A 23,749-nucleotide genomic window follows, 5' to 3' on the forward strand; every position below is an offset into this window, starting at 1 on the left:
AGACAATTAACGTCGGCGTGCCGGAGGCTCAAGCCTTGCCGGTGCCCAGGACCTCCAGTGCGTAGGCGAGGTCCTCGGGGTATTCGCTGGTAACGGTAACGCGTTCCCCGGTGCGCGGGTGGTCAAAGCCGAGTTCCCGCGCGTGCAGCCATTGCCGGGTGAGCCCAAGGGTTGCGGCCAGCCGCGGGTCGGCCCCATAGGTGAGGTCGCCGACGCACGGATGGCGGAGCGCTGCGAAGTGGACCCGGATCTGGTGCGTCCTCCCGGTCTCCAGGTGCACCTCCACCAGGGTGGCTTTCCCGAAGGCCTCGAGGACCTCGTAGTGCGTGACCGACGGTCGGCCGTCCTCAATCACGGCGAAGCGCCAGTCGTGGCCGGGGTGGCGGCCGATCGGGGCGTCGATGGTGCCCTGCAGGGGATCCGGCAGGCCCTGGACCACGGCGTGATAGACCTTGTCCACGGTGCGTTCCTTGAACGCCCGCTTGAGGGCTGTGTAGGCGGGTTCCGTCTTGGCCACCACCATGACTCCGGAGGTCCCGACGTCGAGCCGGTGCACGATGCCTGCACGTTCCGTGGCGCCGGACGTGGAGATGCGGTAGCCGGCACCAGCGAGGCCGCCGACAACGGTGGGCCCCACCCAGCCCGGAGACGGGTGCGCCGCGACTCCCACCGGCTTGTCGACCACCACGAAGTCGTCGTCATCCAGCAGGATCTTCAGGCCTTCCACAACTTCCTCCACGACTTCAAGGGGATCCCGGCGCTCGGGGACGGTCACGTGCAGCACGGTGCCGGAGGCGAGCTTGGCGGACTTGCCCACCGGTTTGCCGCCGCTGACGACGTTGCCTTCGGCGATCAGCGTTGCGGCGGACGAACGGGACATGCCCATCAGCTTGGCAAGACCGGCATCCACGCGGGCCCCGTCCAGCTCCTCGGGCACCACCACCCGCTCAGACATCGTCGCCGCCCTTGCGCTTTTCGACGGCGTGGTGCGATCCGTCCAGGGCGATCCCCCGCAGGGTCACCAGGCAGATGATCACCACGGAGGATACGACGGCGGAGTCGGCGATGTTGAAGATTGCGAAGTTGGGCAGCTGGATGAAGTCCACCACGTGCCCCATTCCGAAGGACGGTTCCCGGAACAGCCGGTCCGTCAGGTTTCCCAGGGCGCCGCCGAACAGCAGACCCAGCGCCAGTGCCCACCACGCGGACCCGAGCTTGCGCAGCTGGAACACGATGGCAGCGGCCACCACCACCATGATGATCGTGAACACCCAGGTCACGTTCTCGCCGATGGAGAAGGCAGCGCCGGAGTTGCGGATGTAGTACCAGTGGAGCAGCGGGGGCAGCACGGGAATCCGTTCGCCCTCCACCATGGTGCTGGTGACCCACAGCTTGGTGAGCTGGTCGAAGACGTAGGCGAAGACTGCCAGCCCGGCAAACAGGGACAGCAGGACGGCGCGCCGTGGCCGAGGTGATGATGAAGCTGGGTGCGCTGCGTCAGCGGCAAGGTCGTCAGTCATGGTGCTTTCATTCGGGAACCGTCGTTAATGGCAAAAGCCGGTGGCCGAGGAATCCTCAGCCACCGGCTTTCAGAATACGTGCTAAACGGCGGCGCTGCTGCTTTCGCCAACCTCCGGGGCGGCAACGGAACCACGGGCGTCCAGGTCGCGCAGCTGGCCCTCGATGTAGGCCTTCAGGCGTGAGCGGTAGTCGCGTTCGAAGCCGCGGAGCTGCTCTACCTTGCGCTCGAGCACGGAACGCTGCTGCTCCAGTGCACCGAGGATCTTGCGGGACTTTTCCTGCGCATCGTTGACCAGGCTGCTGGCTTCGATCTGCGCTTCAGCGATGATCTTGTCGCGCTGCTGCTGGCCCTCGGCCACGTGGCGGTCGTGCATCTGCTGGGCCATGGCCAACAGGCCGGCGGCAGACTCGGAGACGTTGCTGCTGGTGACGGCGGGCGCCTGGGCTGCAACGGGAGCTGCCTGCTCGGCTTCCTTCTTCTTGGCAGCTTCGGCGGCCTTGGCCTCTGCTTCGGCCTTCGCGCGTGCCTCGTCCTTCTCGGACTTGGACGGTGCGGGGACCTTCTCGACAACAGGGGCGACGGCGGAGGTGGCAGCCGGCGATCCGGAGCCGACTTCGGCGAGCTTCTTGCGAAGCTCCTCGTTCTCCTGGTTCAGGCGCCGCAGTTCGACGACGATCTCGTCCAGGAAGTCGTCAACTTCGTCCTGGTCATAGCCTTCGCGGAACTTGGTCGGCTGAAAGCGCTTGTTGACAACGTCTTCTGGCGTCAAAGCCATCTGGTCACCTCGTTGGTCTAGTTCGTCAGGAGGCCTTCCGGCCGTCAAAACTACGGTACCTAAATTTGGTCTGGTTCCTCTAATTCAACACCGTGGCGTCAAACAAAAGGTCTTCTGCGCCCGGGGATCCCTGCGGATCGGCCCCGGCACGGCAAGCTGATATGGAGTGCGGCAGGCTGATATGAAGTTATGCAAATGACTTGGTGACCGCCATGGCAATGCTCAGGCCGATAAACAGCACCAGGAAACCGAGGTCGAGCGAGACACCGCCCAGCCGCAGCGGCGGGATGAGGCGCCGCAGGACCTTCAGCGGCGGATCGGTCACCGAGTAGACTGCATGAGCCGCCACCAATGCTACCCCGCGAGGGCGCCATTCCCGCGCGAACATCTGAACCCAGTCGTAGACGAGGCGGACAATCAGAGCGACGAAAATGAACAGCAGGACGATATAGACGAGCCCGAATAGTATTCCCATGAGCTAACCCATTGTCTCCATGTTCATCGCGGGCACTCCTGCGCCCTGGGATTCCTGCCAGTTTTTGCTGCTCCCCTATTTCAGCACGGATGCCAGGCAGGTGCGTCCCTGCCTGGCATCCGGAGAGCCACTTTTTAGCTTTGGTTGAAGAAACTGGCGGTAGCGTCGCTTACTTTTTTGTCATCTCCGATGACTTCGACGTACGACGGCGACAGCAGGAAAACCTTATTGGTCACCCTCTCGATGCTTCCGCGCAGGCCAAAGACCAAGCCGGCGGAAAAGTCGACGAGCCGCTTGGCGTCCGCCTCCCCCATGTCCGTCACGTTCATGATGACGGGGATACCGTCACGGAAGCTTTCGCCGATGAGCTTGGCGTCGTTGTAGGAACGGGGATGGATCGTGGTGATCTGCCGCAGTCCGGTGGTCTCTTCGCGGCTTGATGCCGCACGCTTGATGGGTGTCACGGGTGCGCGGTATTCCTCTTCGGCAGCTGGTGGCGCTTCACGGGTGACCTCTCGGAGCGGCGCCGGCGCGCGGCGCTCTTCACGGTCATGCTCCATTGAGTTGTCCTCGTCCTTTTGCTGGGTGGAAAGCTCAGACTCGTAGTGTTCATCGCCGTCGGCGAGCCCAAGATAGATCATTGTCTTGCGCAGAGCGCCAGCCATGGTCGACTCCTAATCGTGTCCGGAAGCGGGCCGCCCAAAGGTCAAGACAGCATTGGAATCCCCGCCATTCACTTCCAATACGACAGACGCTACCGCACGGCCGGGCGCGAACCGAGAATATCTGAACCAATTCGGAGGTGTGTCGCACCGAATCGGACAGCCGATTCCAGGTCCTGGCTCATGCCGGCGGAAATCCCTGTGGCACCGGGGAAATCCCGCTGCAGGCCAGTCGAGATGTCCAGCAGTTTTTCAAAGGCCCGGTCGGGATCGGCCCCGAGCGGAGCTACCGCCATGACGCCCGCCAGGCGAAGGCCGTTCGCGGCTTCGAGCTGTTCCGCCAGTTGCGGCACCTCCTCAGGTGCTGCCCCGCCGCGGTGCCCTCCGGCGTCGTCATCCAGGCCTACCTGGATGAAACAGTCCAGATCGGCACGGCCATTCAGCTCCTGCTGGGCGGCCATGGCCCGGTGCAGTGCCGTCACCAGTTGGGAGCGGTCCACCGAGTGCACGGCAGTTGCGTACCGGACCACGGTCTTGGACTTCTTGCTCTGGAGCTGGCCCACGAAATGCCAGGCCAGGTCGAGGGCTTCCAGTTCCTCGGCTTTCGCGGACGCTTCCTGGTCCCGGTTCTCTCCGAAGTCCCTGACGCCAAGCACTGCCAGCCGGCGGACGTCTGCGGCAGGGTGGAACTTGCTGACGACTATCAGGCGCGGCGGGTTCTCTTCGCGGCCGGCCGCCGCGGCGGCACGGGCGATGCGCTGCCGGACGGCGTCCAGGCGCTCCCGCAGCTGCAGTGTCCGCGCGTCCCCGGCTGCGGAACTGTCAGTCATGAGTCCACACCAGACCGGCGAACCTGCCGGACCGGGAGTCGCGGCGGTAGGAAAACAAGGACTCGTTCTCAAGCGTGCAGGGTCCCCGGTACTCGATGGGAACCCCGAGGGCGTTGAGCTGGCTGGCCGCACCGGCGGGCAGGTCGAGCGCCGGCGTTCCCCATGACGTGGTTGACCTGGTGGAAGGCAGGACGGCGGCGACCTCGTCTCGGAGTTCCGCGGGCACCTCGTAGCAGCTGCCGCACACGGAGGGGCCGAGCCAGGCCCGGACGTCCGTGGCGCCGGAGGACCGCATTTCTTCCACCGCCGCCGGAATAACGCCGGAGAAGAGGCCAGGACGCCCGGCATGAACGGCCGCCAGCACCGGACCGGAAGCCCCGGAACCCACCAGGACCAGCGGAATGCAGTCCGCCACCATCACCGCAAGCGGCTGGCCGAGGGACACCAGCGCATCCGCCGTCGGTGCCAGCGGCGCAGGTTCGACAACGAGGGACACTTCGTTGCCATGGACCTGGTTCATGTACTGGAACCGCCGCGGCGCAACGCCGGCGGCGTGCTCCAGCCGGGCCCTGCGGCGATGTACCGCACTGGCGTCGTCGCCCACGTGCAGGGCGAGGTTGCCGGCATTCGTGTCGGTGAACGCCACGGACACGCCGGGCTGCACTTCAGCACGCCATAAAAACAATCAGAACTCCGGCACTCAGGGTCAGGAAACGGGGGTGGTAGCGGCCGGGCGGTTTGTCCGCCCGGCGGCCTCCTGCTTCAGGAAATCGGGCTACTTCAGGAAATCGGGGACGTCCAGGTCGTCGGACCGGCTGCCGGTGAGGTCAGGCTCGACCACCGACGGAAGGTCGACGTCGAAACCCGAGTCAGCGGGGACAGCGGTGGGGCGCTGCTGCCCCCAGCTGCTGAGGCCCGCGGCGCCGACGCCGGCGTGTACGGGCTGGACATGGACCTGCTGGCTGCCTGCGGACGGCTGGCTCTGCGGGGCGGCCGGCACGGCGGGACGCTGCGGTGCTGCGGCCGGCTGAGACTGGTCCATGGACGGCGAGGTGGCCTTGACGTCGTCGAAGCCGGCCGCGATGACGGTGACGCGGGCTTCATCGCCAAGGGCGTCATCGATGACCGCACCGAAGATGATGTTGGCCTCGGGGTGGGCGACTTCCTGCACCAGGCGCGCGGCTTCGTTGATCTCGAACAGGCCGAGGTCGGAGCCGCCCTGGATGGACAGCAGGACACCGTGGGCGCCGTCGATGCTGGCTTCCAGCAGCGGGGAGGCGATGGCGAGCTCGGCTGCCTTGACCGCGCGGTCCTCGCCGCGGGCTGAGCCGATGCCCATCAGGGCCGACCCTGCGCCCTGCATGACGGACTTGACGTCGGCGAAGTCGAGGTTGATCAGGCCCGGCGTGGTGATGAGGTCCGTGATGCCCTGGACACCGGACAGCAGGACCTGGTCAGCGGAGCGGAAGGCGTCCAGGACGGAGACGTTCCGGTCGCTGATGGACAGGAGGCGGTCGTTGGGGATCACGATCAGGGTGTCCACCTCGTCGCGGAGGGCGTCGATGCCCGCCTCGGCGGAGCCTGCACGGCGCCGTCCCTCGAACGTGAACGGACGCGTGACAACACCGATGGTCAGGGCACCAAGGGAGCGCGCAATGCGGGCAACGACCGGGGCGCCACCGGTTCCGGTGCCACCGCCTTCGCCTGCGGTCACGAAGACCATGTCGGCACCGCGAAGGACTTCCTCGATTTCGTCGGCGTGGTCCTCGGCAGCCTGCTTGCCGACCTCCGGATTGGCCCCGGCACCAAGCCCGCGCGTCAGCTCGCGTCCGACGTCGAGCTTGACGTCGGCATCACTCATCAGCAGCGCCTGGGCATCGGTATTAATAGCTATGAATTCGACACCGCGGAGACCCACCTCGATCATGCGGTTGACTGCGTTCACGCCACCGCCGCCGATGCCGACGACCTTGATGACGGCCAAGTAATTCTGCGGAGCTGCCACGTTACGTGTCCCTTGTTAGTGTCCTATTGCGAAAACTGATGGAGTCGAGCTTGAAGCCCTGAACCTTAACCTTCCAGTTGAAGGTTATAGTTATGTCAAGTAACTCACGTCTGTGACGCTATTTCCTATGCTGGCTACATTCAATAACCGCCCCCGCGTGTCGTCCTAATCCCCGCGAAATACAGCGGCTCACCGCGTCACCGGATGACGCGGCACGCTCACGTCGTAGGTGTTGACCGGGTTCGCGGGATCGGCGGGCATCTTGAGGAGCGCCTCCAGCACCCGTGCCTTGAGCTCCTTCTCCCCCGCGTTGCCCCAGACCACGGTCTGGCCGTCCAGCAGCTTCAGTTCCACGGCGTCTACGGACTTGGCCGAGGCATTGGAGAGCTTGGCAAGCACGTTGGCCGGCAGGGCGCCGAGGACCTCGGCCGTGGCCCGGAACAGGTCCTTGCCGATGGTGCCCGCGCCGCCGTCAATCAGCGGCAGCTTCACGGAGGTGGGGTCTGCGGTGGTACCGAGCTTCACGCCGTCGACGTCCACCAGCATGTACTCGTTGCCCCGCTTGACGAGGGCAACGGGGACGCGTTCCTGGACGTGCACCACCAGGACAGACGGAGGGTGGGCCTGGGTGGTGACCGATTTGATCTGGACCAATGGCTTCAGCAGCGAGTCGACCTCGGAGCCGCTGACCTGCGGCAGCGGCGTGCCCAGCAGAGGCTTGAGTGCCGCCTGCACCTGGGCAGGCTTGAGGAGCTTCGTGCCGGTGACGCTGACGCTTTGCACAGCCAGCACCGGGGAATAGACGGCGGCGGCGATGAGGCCGGCCACAAGGGCAGCCGTGACACACACCGCAACGATGATGTTGCGCCTGATCCGTCGGCCGCGGGGCTCGGGAAAGGCCAGCACGTTGTCCGGCGATGTTCTGTCCGGCTTGTCCTGCGGCGTGGCCTTCGGTGCCGTTCCCGTCGATGTCCTGAGCTTAGGTGGCGTTGCCTTCGGCGGGCTGCCGTGCTTCTCCTGGGAAGCACTCTCCGGCACGCCCTTCGAGGCGGTGATCACGGTCGGCTTGCCGCCGTCGGATCCTGCACCGGGGCCCCGGGCAGCGCCGCCCCCGCCAGCGCCGCCCGCGGCAGCACCAGCATCCCGGGCAGCACCGGAATCCCGGACAGCAGGCTTTGCCGGGCGGTAGGTGGGGCGCCGGGTGCTAGCCACCGAGGGACTCCACAATCAGCGGCCCGTAAGCGGTGACGTCCCCGGCGCCGGCGGTGAGGATGATGTCCCCCGGCTGCGCGGCGGCGGCCAGGGCGGCCACGGCTTCGCCACCGGCCCCGACCAGGCGGCCGCCAGAACCGAGGTGTTCGGTGATGAGCGCGCTGGTGACGCCCGGGATAGGATCCTCGCGGGCCGGGTAGATGTCAAGCACCAGGGCAGTATCCGCGGCGTTGAGCGCGTCGGCGAATTCTGCGGCAAACTCCCGGGTCCGGGAGAACAGGTGCGGCTGGAACAGGACGTGCACCTTGTGGTCGCCGGCCACGGACCGGGCCGCCGCCAGGGCTGCCCGCACTTCCGTGGGGTGGTGGGCGTAGTCGTCATAGACGCGAACGCCCCGGCCCTCCCCCTTGTATTCGAACCGCCGGGACGCACCCGAGAAGCCCGCCAGGGCGGAGGCCGCGGCCTGGGCGTCCACGCCGAGTTCCAGCGCCACCGCCATCGCGGCGGCAGCGTTCAGCGCGTTGTGCCGTCCAGGGACCTGCAGTGCCAGCGGGAACCGGCCGCCCGCCGTCGTGATGGCCACCCTGCCCGGTCCGCCGTCGTCCAGCCGGACGTCGGCGGCCTCGGAGGTGCCGTACAGGACAACGCGGGCGTTGCCCCGTTCTCGGGTACGCAGCGCCAGCGCGTGAGCCCCGGCGTCGTCCGCGCAGGCCACCAGCACGCCGTCCGCGGGCAGCAGTGCCGTGAACCGGTCGAAGGACTCGTACACGGCTTCGGCCGTGCCGTAGTGGTCGAGGTGGTCCGGTTCCACGTTGGTGACGACGGCGATCTGCGGCCGGTAATTCAGGAACGATCCGTCGGATTCATCGGCCTCGGCGACGAACACCTGGGAGCTGCCGTTTGCCGCGTTGACGCCAAGCGCCGGAACATTGGCCCCGATCGCGAAGGACGGGTCCAGGCCCGCGCCCTGCAGCAGCACGGTGATCATGGAGGTAGTGGTGGACTTCCCGTGGGTTCCGGCCACGGTCACCACGAGGTCGTCGCCCATCGTGGCGGCAAGGGCTTCGGAGCGGTGCAGCACTGGCAGGCCTGCTGCACGTGCTGCCTCGAGTTCCGGGTTGTCGGCGCGAATGGCCGATCCCGCCACGACGGTCTGGGCGTCCCCGAGGTTGCCGGACTCGTAGCCCACGCAGATCCGGGCACCGGCTGCGGCGAGCTCCGCCATGACCGGGAGGTCCTTCGCATCCGTTCCGCTGACGGGGATCCCGCGTGCCACCATGATCCTGGCGACGGCGGACATGCCCACGCCGCCGATTCCGATGAAGTGCACGCGGCCCAGTGCTTGCTGGCTGGGTGCTGCGTTGGTGGTCATTTGGATACCGCTTCCAGTACGAGATCGGCCATGAGCTGGTCGGCATTCCGGATGCCAAGGTTCTCCGCGTTCGCCGCCATCGCGTCGAGGCGCGACCGGTCGGTCAGCAGCGGGATAAGGCTGGTGCGGACCCAGTCAGGGGTGAAGTCCCGGTCTGCCACCAGCAGGGCACCGCCCGCATCCACCAGTCCGCGCGCATTCAGCGCCTGCTCGCCGTTGCCGATCGGCAGCGGGACGAAGACCGCGGGAACACCGACGGCGGCCACCTCGCTCACGGTGGCCGCACCGGAACGGGCGAGCAGCAGGTCAGCCGCGGCGTAGACGGTCTCCATGCCGTCCACGTACTCGAGCTGTCGGTAGCCGTCGGCGCTGAGCACATTGCCGTCGGCGTCCGCCACGGTCTTGCCGCGGCCGGTGATGTGGATGGTCTGGACGCCCGCCCGGGACAACGCCTCGAGCGAAGCGGCCACGGTGCGGTTGATGCTTTGCGCCCCGGACGAGCCCCCGGTGACGATGAGCACCGGCTTTTCAGGCTGCAGGTCCAGGCTGCGCAGCGCGCCGTCCCGGGCCGTCGCCCTGACCATGGCCGAGACTTCCCGGCGCATGGGCATGCCCACGTGCCGGGCGTTGCGCAGCGGGGTGCCCGCAAAGGCCACGGCCACGTGCCGGCTCAGCCGCGCCCCGACCCGGTTGGCCAGACCCGGCCGGGTGTTGGCTTCGTGGATGACGATGGGGATTTTCCGCCGCCAGGCTGCGATGTACATGGGAGTGCAGACGTAGCCGCCCACGCCCACGAGGACGTCCGCGCCGGCGTCGTCGAGGATCCGTCCGGCCTGCCGCACGGCGCCGGCAAGGCGTCCGGGAAGGCGCAGCAGGTCCGCGGAGGGCTTGCGCGGGAAGGGGACCCGGTCGATGGTGGCCAGTTCCAGCCCGGCGGCCGGGACCAGCCTGGTTTCCATGCCGGCGGCGGTTCCGACGGCGAGCAGACGGGCGTCGGGGCGGGCATCGCGGATGGCCGCGGCAATGGCCAGCAGCGGGTTGATATGGCCTGCTGTTCCGCCGCCGGCGAGGACCACGGACAATGACTCGGTTTTCATCAGGTGCTGGTTACGCTTTCGTACGGGATTTCTTGCGCCCGGGCAGCCGCCACGGGCCGAGCAGTTTACGGGGCCGGATGTTGGGCGCCATCTGTTCGCGGGCCAGTGACAACACTACGCCGATCGCGCAGAGCGACATCAGCAGCGCCGAGCCGCCGTAGGAGATGAACGGCAGCGGAACACCGATCACAGGCATCAGGCCGGTGACTACGGCCATGTTGACCGTGGCCTGCCCCAGCAGCCACACCATGATGGTTCCGGCGAGTACCCGGTGGAACAGGTCCTCCTGCGCAACCACCACGCGGTAGATGGCGGCGCCCAGGATGGCGAACAGGACCAGCACGACGACGGTCCCCACCAGCCCGAGTTCCTCACCGATGATGGCGAAGATGAAGTCGTTGTGGGCTTCCGGGATCCAGCTATACTTTTGCCGGCTCTGCCCGAGCCCGACACCGAACCAGCCGCCCGATGCCAGCCCGTAGAGTCCGTTGGTGGACTGGTAGTTGGCATCGATGCCGTCGCCGCAGCTCTGGCCGGTCCACCAGGACGTGATGCGGCAGACCCTGTTGGAGCTGGTCATGGCCATGAACGCAATGACGGCGCCCAGGCCCACGGCCGCGAACCCGAACAGGTAAAGGCGGACGCCGGCGAAGAAGAGGGCGGCGGCCGTGATGAGCATGATGAGCATGCCGGTGCCGAGGTCGTTCCCGACCAGGACGAGTCCGATGATCCCGCCGGCTATTGGCACGACGGGCACCACGGCGTGTCCCCAGTGGTGCAGCAGTGACGCCTTCTTGGCCAGCACCGTGGCCATCCACAGGGCCAGTGCAAGCTTGGCCGCCTCGGACGGCTGCAGGGTGAAGAACCCGCCGATGTCGATCCAGTTCTTGTTGCCGTTCACGCTGGTACCGATGACCAGCACGAGCCCCAGCAGGGCATAGGCAATGATGATGCCCGGCCACGCGAGCCTTTTCAGCCACACGACATTGATCCGGGACAGCATGAACATGCCAAAGATGCCGATTCCGGCGAACAGTCCCTGCTTGAGCGCGGCAGTGTAGGGCGACTCGCCCTGAGCAATGGCCTCCACGCTGGACGCGGAGAGGACCATCATGATGCCGATGGCGGTCAGGGCCAGCGTGGTGCCGAGGATGAGGTAGTAGGTTGAGCCGTTGCGCGACTTGCCGTTTCCCTCCAGGGCGGACCAGAAGCGCCGGTACCACCGGAGCAGCCGGCTCCCCGCGGGAATTCTGGCGGCGGGAATCCTGGCAACGGGAGTCTTGGATGCAGCACCCGGTTTAGGGTTCTCCCCCGCCCGCTGCCGGGCGGCCGCGGGACGTGTGGGCGTGCTGACCATACTTACTCCTTGCCGGTCCGGGCCTCCCCTTCCACGAGCTCGCGGACCGCTGCAATGAAGGCGTCGCCACGGTGAGCATAGGAAGAGAACTGATCCATGGATGCAGCAGCCGGGGCCATCAGCACAGTGTCACCCGAGGCGGCGAGCTGTGCCGCCGATGCGACGGCCCGTGCCATCACTGCCTCCCCGGTTTCGGCTGAATCCGGTGCGGCGTCATGTCCGGTTCCGGCTGACTGCACAATTTCAGTGTGGCCTGCCGCCTGCCTGATGACGGGGACATCCGGCGCGTGTCGCTGCAGGGACTCTTCCAGTGATGCAGTGTCCTTGCCGATGAGCACCACGGCTTTGAGGCGGCGTGCATGGTCACGGACCAGGTCGTCGTAGCTGACGCCCTTGGACAGGCCGCCGGCAATCCACACCACCGGGTCAAAGGCTGCCAGGGAGGCCGAGGCGGCGTGCGGGTTGGTGGCTTTGGAGTCGTTGATCCAGAGAACGCCGTTCCGTTTGGCGACCGGCTGGATGCGGTGGCTTCCGGGGATGTAGGCCCGCAGTCCTTCGCGCACGTGCTCGGGGCTGACGCCGTAGGCCCGCACCAGGCCCGCCGCGGCCAGGGCGTTGGCCACCATGTGGCGCGGAGCCACGGGGCCGAGGTCGGACATGGACGCCAGTTCGACGGCGCTGTCCTTCCGTTCGGGAATGAAGGCACGGTCCACGAGCAGGCCCTCCACCACGCCGAGCATGCTGATGGCCGGTGTGAGGGTGGTGAAGGCCACCGCGCGGCATCCCTCCACCACGTCAGCGTCCTCCACCATGCGCTCGGTTTCGATCTGCTCGTCGTTGTAGATGCAGGCCTTCTGCGTGTTTTCGTAGATCTTGGCCTTGTCGGCGAGGTAGGACTCGTACGAGCCGTGCCAGTCCACGTGGTCCTCGGCGACGTTGAGGCACACGCTGGCGACGGCGGAGACGGAGTCCGACCAATGCAGCTGGAAGCTGGAGAGCTCCACGGCGAACACGTCATACTCCACCGGGTCGCGGAGGGCATCGAGGATGGGCGTGCCGACGTTGCCGACCGCGATGGCCTTCAGCCCGGCGGCCCGCAGCATGGACTCGGTCAGGCCGACCGTCGTCGTCTTGCCGTTCGTGCCGGTGATGGTGAGCCAGTCGGCAGTTTTGCGGCCCTCCCGGACGCGCAAACGCCAGGCAAGTTCGACGTCGCCCCAGACCGGGATGTGGGCGCGGGCGGCAGCCGCCAGCAGGGCCTGGTCGGGACGCCAGCCGGGTGAGGTGACCACGAGGTCCGGCTTCACGCCGTCGATCTTGGGCAGCGTGCGGACGGCATCCTCCCCAAGGAGGACGTCGGCCGCGCCCACGATCCGCAGCGTGTCCGCCTTGGCCTGGGCGGTTTCCGAGGTGGCGCCGTCGACCACCACGACGCGGGCGCCGAGTTCGATCAGCGTGTCCGCGGCCGCGAAGCCCGAGACGCCGATCCCTGTGACCACGACGCGCAGCCCGGCCCAGTCGGAGTCCCAGCTGACCAGGTCTTTGAGCCTGGCCGGGCCGGTTGCTGCGGTGATTGTTGCTTCGTTCTGCGATTCGGAGCCGTTCACAGCAGGACCACCCATTCGGCGTAGAAGATGCCAAGACCCGCGGCCACGAACAGGCCGGCGAGGATCCAGAACCGGACAACCACGGTGACTTCCGCCCAGCCCTTGAGCTCGAAGTGGTGCTGCAGCGGCGCCATCTTGAAGAAGCGCTTGCCCTTGGTCACCTTGAAGTAGCCCACCTGGATGATGACGGAGAGCGTGATGAGGACGAACAGGCCACCGATGAAGGCGAGCAGCAGTTCGGTGCGGGAGAGGATGGCGAACCCTGCGATGGCGCCGCCGATCGCCAGGGAGCCCGTGTCGCCCATGAAGATCTTGGCCGGTGAGGTGTTCCACCACAGGAAGCCCACCAGTGCGGCGCTCATGATGGCGGCGAGGAGCGCCAGGTCCAGGGGATCCCGGACCTGGTAACAGCCGCCGCCGGCCTGACGGGGCGAGCCGCAGGCCTGGTTGCTCTGCCAGATGCCCATCAGCGTGTAGGCACCAAAGACCATGATGGCCGCGCCGGCGGCCAGCCCGTCCAGGCCGTCGGTGAGATTGACGCCGTTGGTGGCCGCGGTGACGATCAGGTTTGACCACACCACAAAGAGAATCGCGCCGAGCACGGTGCCGCCGAATGCGAGGTCCAGCCACGGGATATCGCGGACCAGCGAGATCTTGGTGGACGCCGGAGTGAGACCGTCAGCGTCCGGGAAGTAGAGGGCCATGACGGCGAAGATGATGCCCACCGCCGCCTGGAGGATCAGCTTGGCCTTGGCGTTCAGGCCAAGGCTGCGCTGCCGGGAAATCTTGATGAAGTCGTCGAGGAAGCCCACCAGGCCCATGCCCACCATCAGGAACAGCAGGAGAAGCGCCGAGGCCGACGGGCCGGCCGACCGGGGGTTCATCAGCCACATGATGAGGTGTGTCAGGCCATAGCTCAGCAGGACGGCGCCCACCACCACGGTGCCGCCCATGGTGGGCGTCCCGCGCTTGGTGTGGTGCGAGGTCGGTCCGTCATCGCGGATGAACTGGCCATAGCTCTTGTGGACCAGCAAGCGGATGAACAGCGGGGTGCCCACCAGAGCCAGCAGCAGGGCCAGGCCAGCGCCGATCAGAAGTGCAATCACAGCAGCTCGCTCCCTTCATTGGCAGCCGTGGGGGTGGCATTCGGGGGTAATGCTATCCGATCGCCCAAATGGCGCAGTCCCACGCTGTTCGAGGACTTGAAGAGCACCAGGTCACCGGGTTCGAGCTGCTCCTGGAGCAGCTCGTAGGCCTCGTCAACGGTCTCGGCGAAGATGCACTCATCCCCCCAAGACCCTTCCTGCACGGCGGAAACGTACAGCGAACGCGCTTCCCGGCCCACCACCAGGAGGCGGGAGATGTTCAGCCGCACCACCTGCGTGCCGACTGCGGTGTGCTCGCGGATGGAATCGTCGCCGAGTTCCAGCATGGCCCCGAGCACGGCCCAGGTGCGGCGGCCGCGGCCGAGGTCGGCCAGCGTGCGCAGGGCAGCCCGCATGGATTCCGGGTTGGCGTTGTACGCGTCGTTGATGACCGTGACGCCGTCGGGCCGTTCGGTCCGCTCCATGCGCCAGCGGCTGGCCGCCGACTGGGAGCTCAGTGAGGCGCCGATCCGGTCGGCCGGAATGCCGGCCGCGTGCGCGGCCGCTGCGGCGGCGAGGAGGTTCGCCACATGGTGTCCGCCGATCAGTTTGCTCGTGACCCTCACCGTGGGCTCCCCCGGCACTTCGAGGTCGAACTCCGGATTGCCTGAGGCGTTCGTGTCCAGGTTGGCGGCGCGGACTGCAGGAGCGTCCGGCTCGGCGTCCTGCGAGGAGAAGCCCAGCACAGCGGCCTGGGTCCGCGCGGCCATCGGGGCTACACGGAAGTCGTCAAGGTTCAGCACGGCAGTGCCGTCTGCGGGCAGCGCCTCGGCGAGTTCGCCCTTGGCCGCCGCGATGTTTTCCACGCCGCCGAATTCGCCGGCATGGGCTGTTCCCACGCCAAGCACCACACCAATCTCGGGACGGACCATGTCGGCCAGGTAGCGGATGTGTCCGATGCCGGTGGCGCCCATTTCGATGACCAGGAACCGGGTGTCAAAGCCGGCTTGGAACACGGTGAGGGGCACGCCGACCTCACCGTTGTAGGAGCCCTGGGGGGCAACCGTGGGGGCTTCAGCCGAGAGGATGCCCGCGAGCAGGTCCTTCGTCGTGGTCTTACCGGCCGAACCGGTGATGCCGATGACCGTCAGCTCCCCGCCGGCAGCCTCGCGGTGGTGGCGGATCCGCCGCACGGCCTCTGCCGCCAGGGCGCCCATGGCGAGCACCGCGTCCTCGACGACGATCGACGGATAGGTCCGGCCGGCGTCGTCCTTGATTTCGCGTTCGGTGAGGGCCAGCACCGCGCCGCGGCTAAAGGCCGCACCCACGAAGCTGTGCCCGTCCGCGCTCTCGCCCGGTTTGGCGACGTAGAGGGAGCCGGCAACGGCCTCGCGCGAGTCCGTTACGACGGATCCCGGGGTGACGTCGGGGTCGGCAAGCAGCCGGCCGTTGGTGATTTCGGCGATTTCCGCCGCAGTTAGTTCAATCATGTCGGTCTAGGACTCTATCCCGTCGTCTTGGAGAACGGTGAATCCTCGTGCCGTCAAGGCGTTCCGTAGTTCCACCCTGTCGTCGAGGGCAAGGTTCACTCCCTTGACCTCCTGCCATACTTCGTGTCCGCGTCCCGCAACCAGGATGGTGTCCTCCGGGGCCGCCAGGTTGACGGCCTCACGGATGGCGGCATCGCGCGGGAAAACTTCCATGATCCTGCAGTCCAGCTGCTCGGCTTCCTTGGCGTCCGTGGCGCCTACCAGCACCTCGGCGCGGATCGCCGCGGCGTCCTCATCGTGGGGGTCGTCATCGCTGACGATCACCACGTCGGCAAGCCGCGCGGCGGTGGCGCCCATGGCAGGACGCTTGCCCTGGTCGCGCTGGCCGGTGGCACCGAAAACGACGATCACCCTGGACGCGGACTCCCGGGACCGGACGGCTTCCAGGGCGCGTGCCAGGGCATCGGTGTTGTGCGCGAAGTCGACGACGGCGGCTGGCCGGGTGGAGACCAGCTGCATGCGGCCGGGGACTGCCACCGTGAAGGGATCGCTGGCATCGAGCGCCGCCTGCACATCGGCCGGGTCGGCACCGCCGGCGAGCACCATTGTCAGGGCCAGCGCCGCGTTGGAAACATTGAACGCCCCGGGCAGCCCTGTGTGCACGCGGAGTTCCGTGCCGTTCCTGCCGCGGAGGGTGAATTCCGTGCCGAGACCCCGGGGCTTGGGGTCGGTGACCGTCCAGTCAGCGGTTGCCGGGTCCGCGTCCGGCCCGCTGCCGGGCTGGAGGGTTGCCAGCGTGGTGACCGGAAGCTCCGTCCGGGCGGCAAGCTGCCGTCCCCATTCGTCGTCGACCGTCACGACAGCGGCCCGGGCGTGTTCGGCGGTGAACAGCTCCGCTTTGGTCCGGAAGTACTCGTCCATGGTGCCGTGCAGGTCCAGGTGGTCCTGGGTGAGGTTGGTGAACCCGACGACGTCGAACACCACGCCGTCCACCCGGCGGAACGACACTGCGTGCGAGGAGACTTCCATGGATGCGGCGTCGAGCCCGCGCTCCCGCATGAGTGCCAGCAGGGCGTGGACATCGGTGGACTCCGGCGTGGTCAGGAGGCTGGGGATCGGGTCGCCGCCGGCCAGGATCTCGATGGTGCCGATCAGTCCGGTCTTCTTGCCCATCGCCTGCAGGAGGGCGTTGATGAAGTACGTGGTGGTGGTTTTTCCGTTCGTGCCCGTGACGCCGAACATCGAGGGGCCCGGGAGGTCGGCGTCCTGGCTGCGGTAGATCAGCCTGGACAGGCGGCCCACCACGCTGCGGGGCTCCGACACCACCAGCACCGGCACGGCAATGTCGGACCCGAGCGCCAGGAGCTTCGCGCCGGCGTCGTCCGTCAGCACCGCCACCGCACCGGACCTGATCGCCGTCGTCGCGAAATCCGCGCCGTGGCGCGCCGCGCCCGGCAGTGCAACGTACAGGTCCCCGCGCTCCACGGACCGGGAGTCGAGCGAGATGCCGGTGACCGGAACGGACTCGGAAGCCCCGGGCACCGCTACGCCCACTGACTGGCCTATGACACCCAGTTCGACGGCAGCAACGGCGGTGGGCCGGAAGCCGCTCTTGGATGCCTGCCCCTCCGGGGCCTCGGCAGTGCCGGGGTCATGGTGCTGTGACAACTGAATCTCCGTTGGTGCTAGTGGACCAACGGACACGACAGAACTGTCTGTTCAGGTGTACCGCGGTCTTTCTTGGCGGGCGTTACGTGGCGTACTGCGTCATGTGGCGGCCCATTGCGTGGCGAACCCCATCACATCGCGTACTCCGTTACTTGGCGTACTGCGGCAGCCTGACGGGCGTGCCCTTGGACGGCGGAACGTTGTATGTCCGCAGTACCTGGCTCATGACCGAGCGGAACACGGGCCCGTTGGTGATGCCGTAAATGGATCCCTTGGGACGCTGCAGGACCACCTCCACAATAAACCGCGGATCGTCCATCGGCGCCATCCCCAGGATCGATGCGGTGTAGCCGCAGAAGCCGGCTGTGCCGTCATCGCACGGGGATTCGGATGTTCCGGTCTTCGCCCCCACGCGGTAGCCGTCGATAGCGGCTTCCTTGATTTCACCCTCGGTGACGGCACTTTCGAGCATGTCCCTGACGTGTTTGGACGTGTCCTTGGAGATGATCTGCCGGGACGGTTTGGCCGGCACTTTCTCCTCGGTGCCGTCAGGGCTGATGTAGCTGTCGATCAGGCGGGGCTGCAGCATGACGCCGCCATTGGCGATCGTTTGGTAGGCGCGCACGGTCTGAAGGGTCGACTGGGATACGCCCTGGCCGAAGAGGACCGTGTACTGCTGACGGTCATCCCACTGTGCAGCCGGGGTCAGGATGCCTTTGGCTTCCGCCGGAAGGCCGATGTCCGGAGCCTCGCCGATGCCGAACTTCTGCAGCCAGTCGTGCCTTTGGTCCCGGGTCAGGCGGCTGCCCGCCATCACCGTCCCGGTGTTCATGGAGTAGCCGATGATGCCGGCGAGGGTCCGTTCCTCTGTGCCGTGTGAAAACGCGTCATCAAACTGCTGGCCGTCAATAACCAGGGACGGCGGAATCGTAAACCTATCCAGCGGGCTGGACTTGCCTTCCTGGATCAGCGCAGCAGCCGTCAGTGGCTTTTCCACGGACCCAGGCTCATACGCCGCGGTGACGGAGCGGACGCCGCGGTCCTTCGCCGCCACCTGGCCGGGGTCGTTGGGATCAGGCGTGTTGGTGTCGGCCATGGCGATGATGTTGCCGGTCTTCACGTCCGAGACGATGATGACGCCCCACTCGGCGCTGAGCTTGTCCGCCTGGGTCTGGATGGCCTGCTGGGCGAAATACTGGATGTCGGAGTTCAGCGTGAGTTTGACGTCCTTGCCGTCCTGCGCGGGCGTTAGTTCGTCGATGCCCACAGGAATGCGGAGGCCGTCGGCTCCGATTTCGAACACGCGCTTGCCCGGGGTGCCGCGCAGTATCGCGTCCTGGGTCTGTTCGAGCCCGGCCTGACCGGTGGTTCCGTTCTCCAGGAAGCCCACGATGCCGCCGGCCACTGAGCCATTCGGGTAGACGCGCTTGCTGGTGCCTTCGGAGAAGATACCCGGGATCTGCAAGTCCGAAACCCGGTTTTCGACGTCGGGCCGGAGGTCCTTGGCCACGATGTAGTAGGTCCTGGTTCCGGTGACGGATTTACGCACATCCTCCACGTCCATCCCCAGGACGGCGGCCAGTTCGGAGATCCCCTGGTCGCGGGACACTGTGACCAGTTCGTCCTTGCCGTCCACATTTTCAAGCCGTTTGAAGGATTCAGTCTTGGTATTTACAGACTGGTCAACAGTGATGTTGTAGCGGATGACACTGTTGGCCAGCACGGTGCCGTTGGCGTCCAGGATGCTGCCGCGCTCGGCCGGCAGCACGGTGGGACGCAGCCGGTTGTCCAGGGCAGCTTCCGCCATGCCGCCAACGTCCAGTCCCTGCACCAGGAAGAGCTTGCCGCCAACGACCACCAGCAGTGCAAGCATGATGCTGAGTCCTAGACGGAGCCTTTTGGTGGCGTTAGCAGCCTTCTTCTTGCTTGCCTTGCTCTTGCCTTGCGCCACGCTCATCCCCTACTGCTTGCCATGCGGGCCAAAAGCCGCCTGTTCCTGCCCTACTGCCCCGGCGTCCTTTGCTCCGGCGCCGGAATGGTTCCCCCGTTAAGGGCGGCCGGCTTGGCGGCAGCCGCCGGCTTCGCAGCTGCCGGGGTCTCCGGCCCGGCAGCCGCCTTTTCACCGGAGGCCGTTTCACTGGCGGCGGGCGCCCTGCTTGCCAGCGGTTCGCCCGAGCTGGCAGGCGGGACCACGTTCAGCTGACCCGGGACGGCAGGGGCGGCGATGACCGCTCCGGCCGAGTCGCCCTTGACCGCCGGCTTGGCATCCCCGCTGACGCTCAGCGTGGAAAGGTCGATCTGTCCCTTGCCGGTGGAAGCAACCATTCCCAATTCTGCGGCCTTTGCAGCCAGATTCTGGGGAGCCTCGAAGTTTTGCACCTGCTGTGTCAGATCCTGGTTCTGCTTGGTGAGGGCAGTCTGCTCGGCACGCAGCTTGACCAGCTGGTACTGGGCCGTGGATACAGAGATGTTGAGCACCAGCACCGCGATCAGCGCGGCGGCCAGCATGCCGAAGCAGAGAACAACAAAGGGCGCGCGGCGCTTCCTCGGTGCGGACCGGACCAGGGACAGCGGCGTGCGCGCCTTGCGGCCCGAACCCGGAAGTCCGGCCTCTATCCCCTGGACGCTCGGGCCGGACGGAAGGGCGAGGTTCTTGGCAGCTGCTGCGCTCATGTTGCTCTCCTGGCTCTGATGCGTTCCACTGCGCGCAGCCGGGCTGATGCTGCGCGCGAATTCTCTGCGATCTCGACGGCGGTAGGCACCTCGGTGCCTTTGGTCAGGGTTTTCAGTTCGGCCTTGTGCTCTTCAAGCTCCACCGGGAATCCGAGCGGAGCTGAGGACTTGGAGCGGGTCTGGAAGACGCCCTTGACGATCTTGTCTTCCAGGGAGTGGTACGACATCACTACGACGCGGCCGCCGAGCGCGATGGCGTCCACCGCCGCCGGGACCGCCCTCTCGAGAACTTCGAGTTCCTCGTTCACCTCGATGCGCAGCGCCTGGAACGTGCGCTTGGCCGGGTGTCCGCCGGACTTGGCAGCGGCGGCCGGAACTACCGCCCGGATCTGTTCGACGAGTTCCCCCGTCGTGGTGAAAGGCTTGGTTGCCCTGGCGGAGACGATCCTGTTCGCGATACGGCCCGCGAACTTTTCCTCGCCCCACTTTCGGATGATCCTGACCAGTTCCTCTTCGCTGTACGTGTTAACGACATCTGCTGCCGTCTGGCCGCGGCTGGTGTCCATCCGCATATCCAAAGGGGCGTCGAAGGAATAGGCGAAACCGCGTTCGCGCTCGTCGAGCTGCAGGGACGAGACCCCAAGATCCATCAGGATGCCGTGGACCTCGGGAATGCCCAGGTCCTCAAGCACGTCGGCGATTTCATCGTAAACAGCGTGGACGAGGTCCGTGCGGTCCGCGAAGGGCCGGAGCCTTTCACCTGCCAGCGCCAAGGCCTCCTCGTCCCGGTCGATGCCCACGAGGTGCAGGTCCGGAAAGCGCTGGAGCATGGCTTCGGAGTGCCCGCCCATGCCGAGCGTGGCATCGATGGCCACGGGGGTCTCGCCGCGCTGTCGCGCCGCCTCGAATCCGGGCGCCAAAAGATTGATGCACCGGTCCTTCAGGACCGGCACATGGCGTTCGGACGTAGGCTTCGGCTGGTCGGGTTCTGTCACGCCTTCGTCCTTCCTTGAGCGCCTGGAATGGTTCCTTGGGAGTCGTTTCTTGGGCCAGATCCCCATCCGCGCCTATCCTCCTGGCTGCCTGGCTCCGGGGAAGTGAGCCAGGTAGCCGACAAGGATGGGCGGCTGGAGATCTCGACCAAGAAACGAACTGGTTCGGGCCGGCCTAAAGGATGCCGGCGATGGGGTTGTCGGTTTCAGAGAAGGAGGTTTCCTTCTCCGCCAGGTACGCATTCCAGGCTTGGGCGTCCCAGATCTCAGCCCGGGTGCCGGCCCCAATAACAGCCAACTCCCTGCCAAGCCCTGCGTACTCCCGGAGCGCGGGAGGTATGGTCACGCGCCCCTGCTTGTCAGGTACCTCGTCCGAGGCTCCAGAGAGAAAAACCCGGATGTAGTCACGAGCCTGCTTATTGGAGATCGGAGCCTCCCGGATCTGCTCGTGTACCCTCGCGAATTCCTGCTCGCTGAAGACGTAGATGCAGCGCTCCTGGCCTCGCGTGAGAACAAGTCCGCCGGCAAGCTCCTCACGGAACTTGGCGGGAAGAATGATTCTGCCCTTTTCGTCAAGACGCGGCGAGTGTGTCCCAAGGAACACGTCCCACCGCCCGTCTGCCGTCAGAAGCCGAACAACCCCCGCGCTGCCACTACCCTCTTACGCGCTCCACTTTACTCCACTTCTCCCCACAGTCAACGCGGCGCGGGCATTTCTCTGCAGTTTGGACAAACATTTTTCCGCGGAATGGCGCGGATTTTGGCCCGGGGGTGGAGAGTGGAGGAAATTGCCTCGGCCTTTCGGTGGCGGCCGGGCCGGGATCACGGATGGAAACAACGGTTCCGTGCCGAAATCCGCGGTTTAAAGCGGAATGACCCGCCGCAGCGGGTCATTCCTGGACTATTGGGGCCCACCCGGGATCTCCCGGGTGGTGCAATGTGGAGGGTGGTACGAAGTGGAGGTGGTGGGAAGTGGAGCGCTGGCTCAGGACTCCCCGCGGCGCCTTTCGTCCCATCGTTCTTCGAGGCTGTTCATGAAGGAACTCTTGCTCTTCGATTTGCGGCCATGACCGCCAGCCTTTGCTTTGCCGGCCGCAACGCTGCGCATCGTGGCAAAGTAAACTCCGGCACCCATGACGACGAACCCGAGAACCCCTACGAAAATGTTCTGGAGGGAGACCCCCACCAGGAGGAGCAGCACCCCGGCCAGCGTGGCCAGTACGCCAATTACGATGTGCCGGGTGGACCAGCTGCGGCCGGGGTCCGAGCCCATGGAATTGGCGAACTTGGGATCGTCCTCATGCAGTTGCCTCTCGAGTTGCTCGAGCAGCTTCTGTTCGTGCTCCGAGAGCGGCATCACGACCTCCTTAAGTAGGCCAACGTCCAGACAGGTCGGAACCGGTTGTTCCTGCCTCGTCAACGACCGGCATGCCATCCAGGTTCCCGGCCTGCCAACGCCGGCAGGTTCAGGAATTCAAGCATACTGACGCGGCGGGTCAGGTGATCCACACATGTCCAGACGTTCGAAATCTTTGTATCTATAAGGATAGTTTGTTGGGCGCTGTTCTGAAAGACGCTGTTCACGGGCGGCAACAGAGTCTGGGCCTTGAATTGACACGGATCTGCGGCCATGAACACGGTTTCCCGCGCAGGCTTATGTCGCCGGAATCACGTCAGGCCGGAATCACGTGAGGAACTGCCGCTCCCCGGCTCGAGCAACCGGGCCGGAAGCACGGATTTGCTGCCGAATTTCTCCGCCACCTTGTCCAGGGCCTGCTCAGCGGCCCGCCAGTTGTCATCGCGCCTGTCCAGGCTCAGCTGAAGGGAGGTCTGGGCGGCCGGTTCCAGCTGCTCGGCGCGGACACCCACCAGCCTGACGGTCAGGGGTCGGCTGCCCAGTGACTCCAGCAGCTGGGTGGCCACCACATAGATGAGCTGGGCGCTGTCCAGCGGTGTGTGGACCGTGCGGCTCCGGGTCACGGTGGAGAAATCCGTGTACCGCAGCTTCAGTGCCACCGTCCGGGCGACCAGTCCGGATGCGCGGAGCCGCTCGGCAGTGCGGTGGGACAGCCGCAGCAGCTCCCGGTGCAGCAGGGCATCGTCCGCCGTGTCCGCCGCGAACGTTTCCTCCGCTCCGATGCTTTTCTCAACCCGCACCGGGGTGACCGTCCGGCTGTCGATACCCCAGGACAGACGGTGGACGTGCTCGCCGGTGGCGCCCAACACCTTCTTGAGCGAAGAGACAGGCGTCGCGGCGACATCCGCCACGGTACGGATTCCCATGCGGGCCAGCACCTCCGCGGTCTTTCCCCCGACACCCCACAGGGCATTGACCGGCAGGCTGTGAAGATACGGCACGGTCTGCTCCGGCCGGATGAGCAGCAGCCCGTCCGGCTTGCATCGGGTGGAGGCGATCTTGGCCACGAACTTGCTGGCGGCGATCCCGACGGATGCCGTGATGCCCAGTTCGCTGGCAACCCTCCGCCGGATCAGCTGTCCGATGTCCAGCGGCGCACCGAGCCTCCGGATGGCGCCGCCCACGTCCAGGAATGCCTCGTCAACACTGAGCGGCTCAACGAGCTCCGTGATGGACTCAAATATGGCCATGAGCTGGCCGGACACTTCGTAGTACACCTTGTGTCGGGGCTCGATGATGATGGCCTGCGGACAAAGGCGGCGGGCCACGGCCATGGGCATCGCGGATTTCACGCCGAATTTGCGCGCCTCGTACGAAGCGGACAGCACTACGGATCGCTCCGCCGGGAAGCCCACGATGACCGGCCGGCCGCGCAGATCAGGGCGCGCGCGGAGTTCAACCGAGACAAAAAAGGCGTCCATGTCGACGTGCATGATGCTCGCCCGCCGAAGGTCCCGCAGCCGCGCTTCCGCCTGCTCTCTGTCTTCGTCCGGCCCCACATCTGCAATCC

The 23,749-nt window shown here is 66.3% G+C and carries 22 protein-coding genes; all 22 read right to left on the reverse strand.

Going from position 1 to position 23,749, the window contains the following annotated elements:
• Nucleotides 1-28 precede the first annotated feature (28 nt).
• Complete coding sequence (locus ACFTSA_RS18850) at nt 29-955, reverse strand: RluA family pseudouridine synthase (protein WP_377953215.1); 927 nt, start codon at nt 953-955, stop codon at nt 29-31.
• Nucleotides 948-1,520 carry a signal peptidase II gene (gene lspA, locus ACFTSA_RS18855; RefSeq protein WP_377953217.1) on the reverse strand — a complete coding sequence of 191 codons (573 nt, stop codon included), beginning with the start codon at nt 1,518-1,520 and terminating at the stop codon, nt 948-950. The genes ACFTSA_RS18850 and lspA overlap by 8 nt, the downstream gene beginning before the upstream one ends.
• Before the next feature lie 81 nt (nt 1,521-1,601).
• Nucleotides 1,602-2,297 carry a DivIVA domain-containing protein gene (locus ACFTSA_RS18860; protein ID WP_377953219.1) on the reverse strand — a complete coding sequence of 232 codons (696 nt, stop codon included), beginning with the start codon at nt 2,295-2,297 and terminating at the stop codon, nt 1,602-1,604.
• A gap of 187 nt (nt 2,298-2,484) precedes the next feature.
• Nucleotides 2,485-2,772 (reverse strand): YggT family protein, encoded by a 288-nt coding sequence (locus tag ACFTSA_RS18865; RefSeq protein ID WP_377953220.1) that lies wholly within the window; start codon nt 2,770-2,772, stop codon nt 2,485-2,487.
• Between the two features lie 134 nt (nt 2,773-2,906).
• The gene (locus ACFTSA_RS18870; protein WP_377953221.1) at nt 2,907-3,437 is read right to left on the reverse strand and encodes a cell division protein SepF; all 531 of its coding nucleotides are present in this window, start codon (nt 3,435-3,437) and stop codon (nt 2,907-2,909) included.
• A gap of 89 nt (nt 3,438-3,526) precedes the next feature.
• Nucleotides 3,527-4,264: a YggS family pyridoxal phosphate-dependent enzyme gene (locus tag ACFTSA_RS18875; RefSeq protein ID WP_377953223.1), complete on the reverse strand. Its 738-nt coding sequence runs from the start codon at nt 4,262-4,264 to the stop codon at nt 3,527-3,529.
• Nucleotides 4,257-4,949: a peptidoglycan editing factor PgeF gene (gene pgeF, locus ACFTSA_RS18880; protein WP_377953224.1), complete on the reverse strand. Its 693-nt coding sequence runs from the start codon at nt 4,947-4,949 to the stop codon at nt 4,257-4,259. Before pgeF ends, ACFTSA_RS18875 begins: the two co-directional genes overlap by 8 nt.
• A gap of 90 nt (nt 4,950-5,039) precedes the next feature.
• Nucleotides 5,040-6,269, reverse strand: coding sequence for a cell division protein FtsZ (gene ftsZ / locus ACFTSA_RS18885; RefSeq protein WP_377953226.1), 1,230 nt, complete (start codon nt 6,267-6,269; stop codon nt 5,040-5,042).
• A 189-nt stretch (nt 6,270-6,458) separates the two neighbouring features.
• On the reverse strand, nt 6,459-7,481 hold the full coding sequence (locus tag ACFTSA_RS18890; RefSeq protein WP_377953227.1) for a cell division protein FtsQ/DivIB: 1,023 nt from the start codon (nt 7,479-7,481) through the stop codon (nt 6,459-6,461).
• Nucleotides 7,474-8,853, reverse strand: coding sequence for a UDP-N-acetylmuramate--L-alanine ligase (gene murC, locus ACFTSA_RS18895; RefSeq protein WP_377953228.1), 1,380 nt, complete (start codon nt 8,851-8,853; stop codon nt 7,474-7,476). Before murC ends, ACFTSA_RS18890 begins: the two co-directional genes overlap by 8 nt.
• Nucleotides 8,850-9,950 carry an undecaprenyldiphospho-muramoylpentapeptide beta-N-acetylglucosaminyltransferase gene (murG, locus tag ACFTSA_RS18900; RefSeq protein WP_377953229.1) on the reverse strand — a complete coding sequence of 367 codons (1,101 nt, stop codon included), beginning with the start codon at nt 9,948-9,950 and terminating at the stop codon, nt 8,850-8,852. The genes murC and murG overlap by 4 nt, the downstream gene beginning before the upstream one ends.
• A 10-nt stretch (nt 9,951-9,960) precedes the next feature.
• On the reverse strand, nt 9,961-11,307 hold the full coding sequence (ftsW, locus tag ACFTSA_RS18905; protein WP_377953231.1) for a putative lipid II flippase FtsW: 1,347 nt from the start codon (nt 11,305-11,307) through the stop codon (nt 9,961-9,963).
• 2 nt (nt 11,308-11,309) lie between these two features.
• Entirely contained in the window at nt 11,310-12,929 is a 1,620-nt protein-coding gene (murD, locus tag ACFTSA_RS18910) for a UDP-N-acetylmuramoyl-L-alanine--D-glutamate ligase (RefSeq protein WP_377953232.1), read from the reverse strand.
• Entirely contained in the window at nt 12,911-14,020 is a 1,110-nt protein-coding gene (mraY, locus tag ACFTSA_RS18915) for a phospho-N-acetylmuramoyl-pentapeptide-transferase (RefSeq protein ID WP_377953234.1), read from the reverse strand. The genes murD and mraY overlap by 19 nt, the downstream gene beginning before the upstream one ends.
• Nucleotides 14,017-15,489, reverse strand: a complete 1,473-nt coding sequence (gene murF / locus ACFTSA_RS18920; RefSeq protein WP_377953235.1) for a UDP-N-acetylmuramoyl-tripeptide--D-alanyl-D-alanine ligase — start codon at nt 15,487-15,489, stop codon at nt 14,017-14,019. The genes mraY and murF overlap by 4 nt, the downstream gene beginning before the upstream one ends.
• A 6-nt stretch (nt 15,490-15,495) precedes the next feature.
• Nucleotides 15,496-17,157, reverse strand: coding sequence for a UDP-N-acetylmuramoyl-L-alanyl-D-glutamate--2,6-diaminopimelate ligase (locus tag ACFTSA_RS18925; RefSeq protein ID WP_377953236.1), 1,662 nt, complete (start codon nt 17,155-17,157; stop codon nt 15,496-15,498).
• Nucleotides 17,158-17,305: 148 nt separating this feature from the next.
• On the reverse strand, nt 17,306-19,114 hold the full coding sequence (locus tag ACFTSA_RS18930) for a peptidoglycan D,D-transpeptidase FtsI family protein (protein WP_377953238.1): 1,809 nt from the start codon (nt 19,112-19,114) through the stop codon (nt 17,306-17,308).
• A gap of 44 nt (nt 19,115-19,158) precedes the next feature.
• A complete protein-coding gene (locus ACFTSA_RS18935; protein WP_377953239.1) occupies nt 19,159-19,830 on the reverse strand; it encodes a hypothetical protein in 672 nt (223 codons plus the stop codon).
• Nucleotides 19,827-20,825: a 16S rRNA (cytosine(1402)-N(4))-methyltransferase RsmH gene (gene rsmH, locus ACFTSA_RS18940; RefSeq protein ID WP_331573523.1), complete on the reverse strand. Its 999-nt coding sequence runs from the start codon at nt 20,823-20,825 to the stop codon at nt 19,827-19,829. The genes ACFTSA_RS18935 and rsmH overlap by 4 nt, the downstream gene beginning before the upstream one ends.
• A gap of 172 nt (nt 20,826-20,997) precedes the next feature.
• A complete protein-coding gene (gene mraZ / locus ACFTSA_RS18945) occupies nt 20,998-21,426 on the reverse strand; it encodes a division/cell wall cluster transcriptional repressor MraZ (protein WP_076798037.1) in 429 nt (142 codons plus the stop codon).
• Between the two features lie 381 nt (nt 21,427-21,807).
• Nucleotides 21,808-22,179 carry a DUF3040 domain-containing protein gene (locus tag ACFTSA_RS18950; protein WP_102973963.1) on the reverse strand — a complete coding sequence of 124 codons (372 nt, stop codon included), beginning with the start codon at nt 22,177-22,179 and terminating at the stop codon, nt 21,808-21,810.
• Between the two features lie 311 nt (nt 22,180-22,490).
• Complete coding sequence (gene dinB, locus ACFTSA_RS18955) at nt 22,491-23,672, reverse strand: DNA polymerase IV (RefSeq protein ID WP_377953298.1); 1,182 nt, start codon at nt 23,670-23,672, stop codon at nt 22,491-22,493.
• Nucleotides 23,673-23,749 lie beyond the last annotated feature (77 nt).

The organism is Arthrobacter sp. NPDC057013 (genome assembly GCF_042674585.1).
Classification (GTDB): domain Bacteria; phylum Actinomycetota; class Actinomycetes; order Actinomycetales; family Micrococcaceae; genus Arthrobacter.